This is a genomic window from Aeromonas sp. 603404 (assembly GCF_049171775.1).
In the GTDB taxonomy this organism is placed as follows: domain Bacteria; phylum Pseudomonadota; class Gammaproteobacteria; order Enterobacterales; family Aeromonadaceae; genus Aeromonas; species Aeromonas veronii_A.
In genome coordinates this window covers 41225-54691 of sequence record NZ_JAAKPE010000011.1, presented here as the reverse complement: position 1 = coordinate 54691, position 13467 = coordinate 41225, and the positions used below count along the sequence as shown (strand labels likewise).

Here is a 13467-nt window from a genome sequence, read left to right as displayed (position 1 = left end):
AATACTCATTGGGCCCTCAGGCGCCAGATTTCATGCTATCTATGCTCAATTTCATCTCTCCGAGACGACGGGCCAGTGCCCCGACGTTCCCGGCGCCTTGAGTCAGAACCAAATCCCCCTCGCCAATCAGGTCGGCCAGCACGGCTGGCACGTCATCCGGTGTAGCGACGAAGACGGGTTCCAGGTTGCCGCGCGAGCGGATGGAGCGGCACAGCGCACGACCGTCAGCCCCCGGGATCGGATCCTCGCCGGCAGCATAAACCTCCAGCATCACCAGCACGTCTACCTTGGAGAGCACATCGGCGAAGTCCTCATAGAGGTCGCGGGTGCGGGTATAACGGTGCGGCTGGAACACCATCACCAGACGCTTCTCGGGCCAACCGGCACGGGCGGCATTGATAGTGACCTTCACTTCGCTCGGGTGGTGTCCATAATCGTCCACCAGCATCGCCTTGCCGCGACCGGTTTCAAACTCGCCATACTGCTGGAAGCGACGACCAACCCCTTCAAATTTGGCCAGAGCAGAGATGATGGCCTCATCGCTAACACCGTCTTCCGTCGCGACAGCTATCGCCGCGGCGGCGTTTAAGGCGTTGTGAATGCCCGGCAAATTAAGGGTGACTTGCAGTTCACCCGCCTCTTTGCGGCGCACCCGGAAGCGGCTGTGGTTGTTGGTCTGGACAAAATCCAGTACCTGCACGTCAGCGTCTTCAGAGAGACCGTAGGTCAGGGTCGGGCGGGCAATCTCCGGCAACATGCCACGGATCACCGGATCATCGATGCAGACCACCGCCAGTCCGTAGAAGGGCAGATTGTGCAGAAACTCGATGAAGGTGGCCTTCAGCCTGGAGAAGTCACCGCCGTAGGTATCCATGTGATCCGCTTCGATGTTGGTCACGATAGAGACCATCGGCTGCAGATGTAGGAAAGAGGCGTCGCTCTCGTCCGCCTCGGCAATCAGGTAGCGGCTGCTGCCCAGGCGGGCATTGGTGCCGGCACTGTTGAGCAGGCCACCGATGACGAAGGTCGGGTCGCGATCGGCTTCGGCATAGATGCTCGCCACCAGACTGGTGGTGGTGGTCTTGCCGTGGGTACCGGCGATGGCGATACCGTGGCGGAAACGCATCAGCTCGGCCAGCATCTCGGCGCGACGAACCACCGGAATACGTAGCTCGCGGGCGGCCAGCAGCTCCGGGTTGTCCTGCTTGATGGCGGTGGAGACCACGACCACGCTGGCCCCCTCGACATGCTCGGCACTGTGACCGACGAAGATGTGAGCGCCCAGTCCGGCCAACCGTTCAGTCACAGCGTTGCGAGCCAGATCCGAACCCGTTACCTGATACCCTTCGTTGGCAAGCACTTCGGCGATCCCGCCCATACCGGCACCACCGATGCCGATAAAGTGGATGCGACGCACGCGGCGCATTTCGGGGATCACAGTACGCAATTTTGCCAGTTCAACCTTGGTCATAATCGTCTCTTTAGTCTGCCGCAGGCCATGTACCGTCAAAGCTCGGCTGCACAGCGGCATCAATACATACAGGTACAAGGTTGCACGGTGTCACCACTGCAACCTTGCTCATTAATCTTTACCACTCTGCCCGGTTGCGAGCCGCTTGCACTCATCGGCAACCCGCTCGGCCGCATCGGTAATGGCAACGCGACGGGCGGCCTGAGCCATGTTGAACAGGGTCTCCCTGCGGCCGGCCAGCCAGGAGAGGCGCGCCGCCAGCGAGGTGGTGGTCAGCTCGGATTGGGGCAGGAATTCGGCCGCACCACCGTCGACCAGAGTCAGAGCGTTACGGGTCTGGTGATCATCCACTGCATGGGGCAGCGGGACGAAAATGGCTGCCACCCCGGCGGCAGCCACCTCGGATACCGTCAGGGCTCCCGCCCGGCAGACAACCAGATCGGCCCAGGCATAGGCGCCGGCCATATCCTTGATAAATTCACTCACCTCGGCATTGATGCCGTGCTGGGCATAGGCAGCAGACACCGTCTCGGCATTGCCCTTGCCACACTGGTGACGCACCTCGATAGGCACACCAGCCGCCGCCACCGCAGCGGGTACCTGCTGGTTGAGCACCCGGGCACCCAGGCTGCCACCGACGATCAGCAGATGCAGCGGCTCGGCTTCGCTGCGAAGCTGCGGATCCGGCAGGGCGACCACTTCGGGACGCACCGGATTGCCTACCACGGCGGTACGGCGGCTCGGCGCGAAGGCACCCGGAAATGCCATCAGCACCCGCTTGGCAATACGCGCCAGCAGCTTGTTGGTCATGCCGGCAGCGGCATTTTGCTCATGGAGCAGCAACGGGATGCCGGAGAACCAGGCAGCCACGCCGCCCGGACCGGAGGCGAAGCCCCCCATACCGAGCACAACATCAGGGCGAACGGTCTTGAGCACCTGACGCGCCTGCAAGATCGATTTGACGATACGATAGGGCGCCATCAGCAGTCGCTTGATGCCGTTGCCACGCACCCCCTGAATATCGATGAAGGAGATGGGATAACCATGGGCGGGCACCAGCTCCGCCTCCATCCGGTCCGCCGTCCCCAGCCAGTGGACAGTCCAGCCCTGCTCCCTCAGTCGATCGGCCACGGCCAGACCGGGAAATACATGCCCCCCGGTACCACCTGCCATCACCAACAGCGTCTTGCTCACTAAACCTCCCGCACCCGCGCCTGGGCAGTCGCCTGACGCAACTCAAAATCGATTCGAATCAACATGCTCACCGCCACTGTCATGATGATGAGACTCGAGCCACCGTAACTGACCAGCGGCAGGGTCAACCCCTTGGTCGGCATCATGCCGCTGGCTGCGCCAACGTTGACGAAAGTCTGGAAACTGAACCAGATGCCGATACCGATAGCCAGATAGCCATCATAGAGGCGGTCGGCTTGCAGGGCGCGATGCCCCAGCTTCAACGCCTTGATCGCCAACGCAAAGATGAGACACAGGGCGCCCAGTACCCCGACGTAACCCAGCTCTTCGCCGAGGATCGCAAACACGAAGTCGGTATGCGCTTCCGGCAGGTACTCCATCTTCTGGATGGAGTTGCCAAGCCCTTCGCCAAACCAGCTGCCACGGCCAAACGCCATCAGCGACTGGGTCAACTGGTAGCCACTGCCAAACGGATCGGCCCAGGGATCCATAAAAGAGGTCACCCGACGCATCCGGTATGGCTCGACGATGATCAGCATGATCACCCCGCCAAGACCGCCACCGATAAGGATCATGAACTGCCACAGTTTGGCGCCAGCCAGAAACAGCATGCCGAACGAGGTGACGAACATCACCACGGTCGACCCCAGATCCGGTTGCAGCAGCAACAGGATCGCCAGCACCCCGAATACTGCCAGGGGTTTCAGGAAGCCAAGCCAGGCTTCACGCACCTCGTTCTGACGCCGCACCAGATAACCGGCCAGATAGACGAATAGCGCCAGCTTGCCAAACTCGGCCGGCTGCAGGTTGAAGGGGCCCAGTGGCAGCCAGCGCACCGCACCGTTGACATTGCGCCCGACCACCAGCACCAGTACCAGCAGCAGAATGGCCAGCAACAGCATGGGTCCGTTGTACTCCTGCCAGCGCGCCATCGGCACCTGCAACACAAACCAGGAGATACCGAGCGCCATCACCAGAAACATGGCGTGACGCTTCACAAACATGAAGGGATCATCCCCCAGGGAGATCCCCTCCGGGATCGAGGCTGATGCCACGATCACCACCCCGACCGCCATCAGGGAGAGCGCCAGCAACACCAACTGCCGGTCATAGAGGCCGGCAGGGCGCGCCGGCAATAGCCAGCGCTGGAACAGACCTGCGGCTGCGCGAAGGGCATTCATAGCGCCATCACCATCTCGGTAAAGCGATCGCCACGCACCTCGAACGACTTGAACTGATCGAGGCTGGCACAGGCTGGCGCCAGCAGCACCCAGTCACCGGGCTTGGCATCGGCAGCCGCCTTGGCAACCGCAGCGGCCAGGTCGGCCACCCGTTCGGTCTGCTCACCCAGCGCCAGCAGCACCTCGGCATCCTGACCGAAGCAGTACATGTGATCGATCTGGTTGCCCAGCAGCGCCTGGATCGGGCCAAAATCCTGCCCCTTGCCCTGACCACCGGCCAGCAGCAACAGGCGCCCCTTGACCGACTCGCGCACACCGGCAACGGCAGCTAGCGTAGCTCCCACGTTGGTGGCTTTGGAGTCGTTGATCCAGCGCACCCCGTTCACTTCGCGCACGAAACGGGCACGGTGGGGCAAGCCTTCAAAGCGGCGCAGCACGGTGAGCTGGGCAGCGCGGGGAATGCCGACCGCATCGCACAGCGCCATGGCGGCCAGCGCGTTGGCCTGATTGTGGGCACCGACGATCTTCATCTCGTCCACCGCCAGCAGCGGCTCGCCGTGCAGGGTCAACCAGTAGCGGCCATCCAGCAGGCAGCGGCCATAGCCATTGCAGTCAAGACCGAAGCTCTGCCACACCTGACCCACATCGGGCAAAGTCTGGGGATCGTCGCGATTGACCAGAATGTGTTTGGAGTGCTGATGGATCTCCATCTTGGCGGCACGGTAGTCGGCCATACCCTGATAGCGATCCATGTGATCTTCAGAGAGGTTCAGCACCACAGAGGCGGCAGCACGCAGGCTGTGAGTGGTCTCCAACTGGAAGCTGGATAGCTCCAGTACGCAGAGATCCATCGGCTGCTTGAGCAGCTCCAGCGCAGGCGTACCGATATTGCCGCCCACGCCCACCTTGAGCCCGGCTTCGGCAATCATCTCACCCACCAGGGTCGTGACAGTGCTCTTGCCATTGGAACCTGTGATGGCGATGACCGGTGTCTCGGTCTCGCGAACGAACAACTCGATATCGCCGACGATCTGCACACCACATTCGGCAGCCGCTTTCAATTCAGGGGTAGCCAGGGCAATGCCCGGGCTCGCGACGATCATATGCGCCTGTTTGAGTCGCTCACCATCCAGCCCGTAAATGAGTTCCACCTCGGCAGGTAGTTGATCCTTGCCGGGCGGGTTGGCGCGAGTGTCCATCACCAGTGGGGTGACACCACGGCCGAGGAAGTAGTCGACGCAGGAGAGTCCGGTTTTGCCGAGTCCGATAACGATGACCATGGCCTTACCTCACCTTCAGGGTGGCAAGACCCAGCAGCACCAGCACGAGGGTGATGATCCAGAAACGCACGATAACGCGCGGCTCCGGCCAGCCCTTCTTCTCGTAGTGGTGATGGATCGGCGCCATGCGGAAGATCCGCACGCCGCGCAGCTTGTAAGACCCCACCTGCAGGATCACCGAGACAGTCTCCATCACGAAGACACCGCCCATGATCACCAGCAGGAACTCCTGGCGTACCAGCACGGCGATGGTGCCGAGCGCGCCGCCCAATGCCAGGGAACCGACGTCCCCCATGAAGACCTGTGCCGGATAGGTGTTGAACCAGAGAAAGCCCAGACCTGCCCCGACGATGGCAGTACAGACGATCACCAGCTCGGAGGTATAGGGAACATAGGGAATATGCAGGTAACTGGCGAAGTTGACGTTGCCGGTTGCCCAGGCGATAAACGCAAAGCCGCCCGCCACCATCACGGTCGGCATGATGGCCAAGCCATCCAGACCATCGGTCAGGTTGACCGCGTTGGAGGTACCAACAATGACGAAGTAGGTGAGCAGGATAAACATCAGGCCAAGTTGCGGCATCACATCCTTGAGGAAGGGCACCACCAGCTGGGTCTGACCATCATGGGTGGCCGTGGCGTAGAGGAATACAGCCACTCCCAGCGCAACGGCGGATTGCCAGAAGTACTTCCAGCGGGCGATCAGGCCGTCGGTATTCTTGCGCACCACCTTAAGGTAGTCGTCGGCAAAGCCGATGGCGCCATAGGCACCCAGCACAAACAGCACCAGCCAGACATAGGGGTTGTCGAGGCGGCACCAGAGCAGCACAGACGTGAAAATCGCAGCAATGATCATCAGACCACCCATGGTCGGAGTGCCCCGCTTGCTGAGGTGGGACTCGGGACCATCGTTGCGGATCACCTGACCGAACTTCAGGATCTGCAGGCGACGAATGAGGCGCGGCCCCATCCAGAGCGCAACTCCCAGACCGGTAATGATCGACAGGATGGCGCGAAACGTCAGGTAGGAGAAGACGTTGAAGAAGGTGAAGTGCGGGGTGAGCAGTTCGGCCAGCCAGACTAGCATGTGGCTGACTCCTGATGGCCTTTGACCATCTCGACGATATCTTCCATGCGGGAGCCACGGGCACCCTTGACCAGAATCGAAATTTCCTGATGTGTATTTATCATTTGCGCAAGCACTTCAAACAACGACGCCTTGTTATCGAAATGTCGGCCAGCCGCGGCATCTGCGGTATAGCGACTATGTTCCCCTACTGTCAGCACGGCATCCAGACCGCACTCGCGGGCATGACGGCCAACCCGGGCATGTTGCTCGGCAGACTCCTCACCCAGTTCCCGCATGTCGCCAAACACCAGCACCTTAAAGCCGCTCATGGCGGTCAAGGCATCGATGCCCGCCAGCACGGACTCCACGCTGGCATTGTAGGTATCATCCACCAGAGTCAGACCGCCCCAGCGCTGGACGCAGAAGCGTCCCTTGACCGGTGCCATCTGCTCCAGCCCCACCTTGACGGAGTCGAGGGATGCGCCGAGGGCCAGACAGCCCGCGGCGGCAGCCAGCGCATTGGCCACGTTATGGCGGCCGGGGATCGCCAGAGTCAGGCTCACCTCACCCTGCGGGGTTACCATGACGAACTCGGCACAACCCTGAGCGTTGAGAACCACATCGCGAGCATGGAACGGCTGGCTCTGATCCTCGATGGAGAAGGCGCAGCGAATGCCACGCTCGCGCCACTTCGGCCAGAATTCGTTGTCGGCGTTGACGATGGCGGTGCCGCCTTCGCTCAAGCCCTCAAAAATTTCGCTCTTGGCGTGGTAGATCCCCTCAAGAGAGCCGAAGCCCTCAAGATGGGCAGCTGCGACGTTGTTGATGATGGCGGCATCGGGCTTGGCCAGCGAGGTAGTCCAAGCGATTTCGCCCTTGTGGTTTGCTCCCAGCTCCATCACCGCAAACTGGTGTTGCGGCTCGAGGCGCAGCAGGGTGAGCGGCACGCCCACCTCATTGTTGAAGTTGCCAGCGGTGGCCAGCACTTCCCCTTCGTTGCGCAGGATGGCAGTTGCCATCTCCTTCACCGTGGTCTTGCCGCAGCTGCCGGTAATGGCCAGCACTTTCGGATTGATGCGCTCGCGCACCAGCTTGCCGAGTCGGCCCAGCCCCTTAAGGCTGTCCGCCACCACCAGCTGGGGAATGGCCAGCGGCAGCTCACGCTCGACCAGCAGAGCAGAGGCCCCTGCCTGAACAGCCTGCTCGCAAAAATCGTGGGCATCGAAACGCTCGCCGCGCAGGGCAACGAACAGGGCACCCGCGCCCAAAGTGCGGGTGTCGGTACTGACAACGGTGATCTCGCCATCGTCACCAATCAGACGGGCATCGAGTACCTGCGCCAGCTCGGCAAGCCTGAGGGTCATCATTTGAATGACTCCAATAATGTGTGCAAGGCGGCCGCGACGGTTTCCCGGTCGCTGTAGTGCCGCTTGTCGGTTCCAATGATCTGATAATCCTCATGGCCCTTACCGGCCACCAGGATGATGTCCTGCTTGCTCGCCTGACCGATGGCCAGCGCAATCGCCTTGACCCGGTCGTGCTCCACCTGCACCGCAGCAGGATCGCGAAGACCCGCCACCATGTCGGCCATGATCCGGGCCGGCTCCTCGGTACGGGGATTGTCGTCGGTCAGGATCACGCGATCCGCATACTGCTCGGCCATGGCGGCCATCATGGGACGCTTGCCGCGATCGCGGTCGCCACCACAGCCAATCAGACACCAAAGCTGGCCGGTGCAGTGCACCCGCAGGGCCTGCAATGCCTTTTCCAGCGCATCAGGGGTGTGGGCGTAATCGACCACCGCCAGCGGCGTATCACCACCGCCGAAACACTCCATACGACCGGTCACTGGCTGCAATTTCGGGGCAGTTGCCAGTAGCTCATGGAAGTCGTAACCGAGCACCAGCATTACGCCCATCGCCGCCAGCACATTGCTGACGTTGAAGCGCCCGAGCAAGGGGGCGGATAATACACCATTCCCCCAGCTGGAGTTAATCTGCGCGCGAAAACCTTGCTGGTGAAAATCGAGCTGCTGCGCCGTTAATTGACGGCCAAAATGGTGTTCAATCGGGCCATTCACACTGAAAGCCACCGCTGCCGGGTATTTTTCGAGCCACTTGGCACCCAATTCGTCATCTCGGTTAATCACCGCATTCGACTCGTCGACCAGCTGCAGCAGCTGCTCCTTGGCCGCGCCATAGGCTTCCATGGTGCCGTGGTAGTCGAGGTGATCCCGGCTCAGGTTGGTAAAGACAGCGGCGGAAAAGGGCAGCGCGGCGACACGGTGCTGCACCAGACCATGGCTGGAGACCTCCATCGCCACCAGATCCGCCCCCTGCTCTTGCAGCGCAGCCAGATTGGCTTGTACCTGCACGGCGCTGCCAGTGGTATTTTCCGCTTCGATCAGATGGCCAAACAGGCCGTTGCCGATGGTGCCCATCACCCCGGCCTTACCACCCAGCAGGGTGCGCCAGTTGGCGACCAGCAAAGCGGTAGTGCTCTTGCCGTTGGTGCCGGTGATCCCGACCAGATCCAATTTTTGGGCTGGCTGATCGTAGAAATAGCCCGCAAGAGCAGAGAGGTGAGCGGGCAGATCCCGCATCCCGATACAGGGAACCGGAGTCGATGGTGGGATAAATTCACCATCCTCCTCAAACACAACAGCGGTCGCTCCCTGAGCAACCGCCTGTTCGATGAAACGTCTGCCATCCACCTGATGACCGCAAATAGCCACGAAGAGCGAGCCGGGGCCAACCCGCCGACTATCCAGCTGGATATCGGTCAGAGTGAGCGCCGGCGCCTGGATACCGAAGGGGCGCAGTAATGCATCAAGTGCGCGGGACAAGAGGAGCCTCCGTACGGGCAAGTTTGGCGGGCACCGCTGTGGGCACCGCGTCAGGACGAATGTTGAAGAGTTGCAGTACCCCGCCCATGGCCTCTGCAAACGGCGGGGTCGCCACGGCACCGCCATAGTAAGCACTGCCTTTTGGCTCGTTAATCACCACCACCATGACGAAACGGGGATTACTGGCAGGGGCAAAACCGGCAAACCAGGCCATGTAATCCTTGCCGTAGCCTCCGGCAACGGCGACCTTGGCGGTACCACTCTTGCCACCGACCCGATAACCCGGAATCTTGGCTTTGGGAATAGCGTTGTCGACCACGTACTCCAGCGCCTGCAGCATGGCGGAGGCGTTGTTGTGGTCGATCACCTGCTCACCCTTGGGCGGCGTGGTCACCTTGACGATGGAGATGGGCACTCGCTTGCCTTTGTTGGCCAAGGTGGCGTAGGCGGAAGCCAGTTGCAGCGGGGTAACCCGCAGACCATAACCAAATGAAAGGGTCGCCCGCTCGATATCGGACCAGCGCCGACGCTGAGGCAACATACCACCGCTCTCGCCCATCAGTCCGCTGCCGGTATCCATGCCGAAACCGAACATACTGAGGGTGTTGATCATCTCTTGGGCCGGCATCCGTAGCGCGATGCGCGACATGCCGATGTTGGAGGAGTAGCGCAGGATATCGTAAAGGTTGGTCGCCTTGTGAATACTGACGTCCTTGATCTGCTTGGCACCAATAAAGAGCGGGCCACCGGGAATGAAATCCTTCCAGCTGGTGACACCCGCCTGCAAGGCACTTAGCAAAATCAGCGGCTTGACTGTGGAGCCCGGCTCGTAGGTATCGGTCACCACCCGGTTGCGTACCCGGAAACTCTGATACTGGCCGCGGTTGTTCGGGTTATAGGAGGGGGTATTGACCATGGCGAGCACTTCGCCGGTCTTGATATCCAGCATCACCATGGAGCCGGACGTTGCCTTGTTCTCGTCGGTTGCCCGCTTGAGGGCACGATAGGCCAATGCTTGCACCCGCTGATCGATGCTGAGCTGCAGATCGTTGGCGTTCTTGCCCTCTTTGACGATACCAAGACGCTCGATGACCCTGCCCTGCCGGTCCTTGCGCACCCGCATCTCGCCCGGTGTCGCCGTCAGCCACTCGTTGTAGCTGCGCTCGATCCCCTCGATCCCGTTGCCATCGATGTTGGTTACCCCCACCAGGTGGGCACTGATTTCGCCAGTCGGATAGAAGCGGCGCGACTCGGGACGCAGATAGACACCACCCAGCTTGAGCCCCTTGATGTATTCAGAGACAGCGGGCGTTACCTGACGCTGCAGATAGACGAAGCGCTTGCTGGGGTTGGCTATACGTTGCTTGAGAGTATTGATATCGATTTTGAGGACTGCTGAGAGCGCCATCCAAGCCCGCTCATTGTGGATAGCGCCGGACTCGTGCACAGTCTTGGGATCGGCCCAGACCGCCTCGACCGGAACGGAAACAGCCAGCTGTTCACCATTGCGATCGGTGATCATGCCGCGCACCGCCTGGGTGGAGGTGGTTCGCAGAGAGCGCATGTCCCCCTCCTGACGCAGACGATCCGGATTGATCACCTGGATCCAGGCCAGACGGAGGATCAGCCCGACAAAGGCGATGCCGATGAATACGACCAGCGTGCGGAAGCGCCACGGATAGATAGATGGCGCTTTAACGTTCGCTTTAGCGGTTTTGGCTGTAGCCTTCCGTTTCATGGCAGAGTAATTACCTTCTCGGTGGTCACCAGAGGGCGACCCATTTGCAACTTGTCCATGGCCAGCGTGGCGACCCGGGAGTGTTCCGCCAGAGTGCCCTGCTCCAGCAAGAGGTGGCGCCATTCGATATTGAGGCGATCCTCTTCCGCCATTAGGTCATTCTGTTTGGCGGTGAGGCCACGGGTCATGTTGGTCACCAGGATCACGGCAAACGCGGTCACCAGTACGGCAACCGACAGAAAAATCTGCAGCTTGTGCCGCCAGAGATCGGCAACGATCTCCTTGGCTAGGTGGACACGTACTTCGCTCATCGCTTACTCCGCCAGCCGCTCGGCGACCCGCAGCACCGAGCTGCGCGAACGGGTGTTTTCAGAGACCTCATGATCAGAAGGCTTGAGCGCCTTGCCGACCGACTTCAATTTGCGACCGCCAGCCAGCTGGGCCTCGGTCAAGGGAATGCCGTAGGGCACTTCAGGCCCCTTCTCGTGCTTGCGAATGAAGTGTTTCACCAGCCGGTCTTCCAGCGAGTGGAAGCTGATCACAGACAGACGGCCATGTGGTGCCAGCACGTCCAATGCACCGTTGAGCGCGGTTTCGATCTCGTCCAGCTCGCTGTTGATATAGATGCGGATGGCCTGGAAACTGCGGGTTGCCGCATGCTTGCCCTTCTCCTTGCTCGGATTGACCCGGGCAATCATCTCAGCCAGCTGACGGGTACGCACGTAAGGCTCGGTCACCCGGTCGTGGACGATGGCGCGGGCGATCTTCTTGGCAAAGCGCTCCTCACCGAAGGTCTTCAGCACCCAGGCGATATCATCCACATCGGCCTTGGCAAGCCACTCGGCGGCGCTCTGGCCGGAAGTGGGGTCCATCCGCATATCGAGCGGACCATCTTTCATAAAGCTGAAGCCGCGCTCGGCATCATCCAGTTGGGGTGAAGAGACCCCCAGATCCAGCAGGAAGCCATCCACCTTGCCCAGCAAACCGCGCTCATCCAGATAGGAGGCGATGCCGGAGAAGGGGCCGTGCACGATTTCGAAGCGGGGATCCTGGATCTTGGCCGCTTCGGCGATCGCCTGCGGGTCGCGGTCGATGGCGATCAGGCGGCCATTCGGGCCAAGGTGCTGCAGGATCAGACGAGAATGACCACCACGGCCAAAAGTACCGTCGACGTAGACACCGTCCGGCTTGATGGCCAGACCTTCAACGGCTTCGTGCAGCAGCACTGTGATGTGTTCAGCGGCTTGGGTCATTTATAAAGAGAAATCCTGTAGTCGTGGTGAGCTTGCCCAATCGTCCCCGGGCAGACCCAAGATGTCGTCATTGACCTGTTGTTGCCAGCGGGCTTCATCCCACAACTCAAACTTGTTGAGCTGGCCCACCAGCATAATTTTCTTGTCCAGCCCCGCATGGTTGCGCAGTGGCTGACTGAGCAGCAGACGGCCATTGCCATCCAGCTCGCATTCAGTTGCATGTCCCAGCAGCAGGCGCTGCAAACGGCGCTCTTGCGGATTCATGCTGGAGAGAGTCTTGAGCTTGCGCTCGACCTCTTCCCATTCATTCAGGGGATAAAGCAGCAGACAGGGATGGGCAATATCGATGGTGCAGACCAGCTGGCCGTCGCTTTCATCGCGCAGCCAATCACGAAATTTGGTCGGAATTGCCAGCCGCCCTTTACTGTCCAGGCTGATGGCATGAGCGCCACGCAACAAATTGCAGTCCCTGAAGGTGAGTGAGCAGGCAGATTGCCCCTCTAAAAACCACTTTGATCCACTTTTCCCCACCTTGAAGTTTAAGGACGTGCAGGGGGCTTTTCAAGCAAGGAGATGAGGCAGAGGGAACATATTGACGCAGCAATTGCATGCTGCGGATTGAGTGGGTTGATTTTCCACAAGTTATTTGGCGTTAAACTCTGGTGATTAATTGAAATAAGTGAATGAACTGAGAACACACACAATATGTGGGTGCGAACAACCATCCTGGGTTCTATCACCATCTATCGCTGCCATCGTGCCAAATACAAAACTATTCGATTGATTTAAAACATATATTTTCATGCAAAATGACAAGGTCGAAAATATCTTGCCAACGAAGCCATATTTTCTCATGCATAAAAAAGAGCCCCGCGATAAATCGCGGGGCTCTTCGGAATGAGGTCGGAGTCGGCCTGTAAGCCGGGTTCTGTACCGGGTTGCCCCGGGTAGCAATCATTCCTCTAGGCCAGCAATCGCTCGCTGGCTCAAGCAACCTACCCGCCCCCAACGCGGGCCGCGCCAATAGGGGCCTATTTGGTCTTGCTTCGGGTGGAGTTTACCGTGCCACGAACTGTTGCCAGTCGCGCGGTGCGCTCTTACCGCACCCTTTCACCCTTACCTGATCCCTTGCGGGCCATCGGCGGTCTGCTCTCTGTTGCACTGGTCGTAGGCTCACGCCCCCCAGGCGTTACCTGGCACCCTGCCCTGTGAAGCCCGGACTTTCCTCCCCTCCGCCCGTCTGTCCCGAGGGACACAACGACGAAGCAGCGATTGCCTAGCCAACTCCGAGGCGCGGATTATAGCCTTGCGATACGCACGGGGTAAACCGGCAATTCCCGTTTACAGTCATTTATCGCGCTTTGCCCCCCGTTTACATGCTGAATGCTCGACGGTTCGGGGGATTGCACAGGTCAAAAAGCAGTCTGCCAGCCTAT

General features: G+C 60.2%; 11 protein-coding genes and 1 other RNA gene. All 12 read right to left on the bottom strand.

The window, feature by feature from the left end:
• Positions 1-16: 16 nt before the first annotated feature.
• The 12 genes from murC to rnpB all read right to left on the bottom strand — a co-directional run bounded on the left by murC (position 17) and on the right by rnpB (position 13319).
• Positions 17-1471 carry a UDP-N-acetylmuramate--L-alanine ligase gene (gene murC / locus G5306_RS14735; RefSeq protein WP_421313059.1) on the bottom strand — a complete coding sequence of 485 codons (1455 nt, stop codon included), beginning with the start codon at positions 1469-1471 and terminating at the stop codon, positions 17-19.
• A 111-nt stretch (positions 1472-1582) separates the two neighbouring features.
• Positions 1583-2665, bottom strand: a complete 1083-nt coding sequence (gene murG / locus G5306_RS14730; RefSeq protein ID WP_421313058.1) for an undecaprenyldiphospho-muramoylpentapeptide beta-N-acetylglucosaminyltransferase — start codon at positions 2663-2665, stop codon at positions 1583-1585.
• On the bottom strand, positions 2665-3846 hold the full coding sequence (gene ftsW / locus G5306_RS14725) for a cell division protein FtsW (protein ID WP_005341699.1): 1182 nt from the start codon (positions 3844-3846) through the stop codon (positions 2665-2667). Before ftsW ends, murG begins: the two co-directional genes overlap by 1 nt.
• On the bottom strand, positions 3843-5126 hold the full coding sequence (gene murD, locus G5306_RS14720; RefSeq protein WP_216979978.1) for a UDP-N-acetylmuramoyl-L-alanine--D-glutamate ligase: 1284 nt from the start codon (positions 5124-5126) through the stop codon (positions 3843-3845). Before murD ends, ftsW begins: the two co-directional genes overlap by 4 nt.
• A 4-nt stretch (positions 5127-5130) precedes the next feature.
• Positions 5131-6213 carry a phospho-N-acetylmuramoyl-pentapeptide-transferase gene (mraY, locus tag G5306_RS14715; protein ID WP_005341701.1) on the bottom strand — a complete coding sequence of 361 codons (1083 nt, stop codon included), beginning with the start codon at positions 6211-6213 and terminating at the stop codon, positions 5131-5133.
• On the bottom strand, positions 6207-7562 hold the full coding sequence (locus G5306_RS14710; protein ID WP_421206669.1) for a UDP-N-acetylmuramoyl-tripeptide--D-alanyl-D-alanine ligase: 1356 nt from the start codon (positions 7560-7562) through the stop codon (positions 6207-6209). The genes mraY and G5306_RS14710 overlap by 7 nt, the downstream gene beginning before the upstream one ends.
• A complete protein-coding gene (murE, locus tag G5306_RS14705) occupies positions 7559-9040 on the bottom strand; it encodes a UDP-N-acetylmuramoyl-L-alanyl-D-glutamate--2,6-diaminopimelate ligase (RefSeq protein WP_216952211.1) in 1482 nt (493 codons plus the stop codon). Before murE ends, G5306_RS14710 begins: the two co-directional genes overlap by 4 nt.
• Positions 9024-10778: a penicillin-binding transpeptidase domain-containing protein gene (locus G5306_RS14700; protein ID WP_216952212.1), complete on the bottom strand. Its 1755-nt coding sequence runs from the start codon at positions 10776-10778 to the stop codon at positions 9024-9026. Before G5306_RS14700 ends, murE begins: the two co-directional genes overlap by 17 nt.
• Positions 10775-11089, bottom strand: coding sequence for a cell division protein FtsL (ftsL, locus tag G5306_RS14695; RefSeq protein WP_216952213.1), 315 nt, complete (start codon positions 11087-11089; stop codon positions 10775-10777). The genes G5306_RS14700 and ftsL overlap by 4 nt, the downstream gene beginning before the upstream one ends.
• Before the next feature lie 3 nt (positions 11090-11092).
• Positions 11093-12031, bottom strand: a complete 939-nt coding sequence (gene rsmH / locus G5306_RS14690; protein WP_421206666.1) for a 16S rRNA (cytosine(1402)-N(4))-methyltransferase RsmH — start codon at positions 12029-12031, stop codon at positions 11093-11095.
• Positions 12032-12490, bottom strand: a complete 459-nt coding sequence (gene mraZ, locus G5306_RS14685) for a division/cell wall cluster transcriptional repressor MraZ (protein WP_013723406.1) — start codon at positions 12488-12490, stop codon at positions 12032-12034.
• A 442-nt stretch (positions 12491-12932) separates the two neighbouring features.
• Positions 12933-13319: RNase P RNA component class A (gene rnpB, locus G5306_RS14680), an RNA gene on the bottom strand.
• Positions 13320-13467 lie beyond the last annotated feature (148 nt).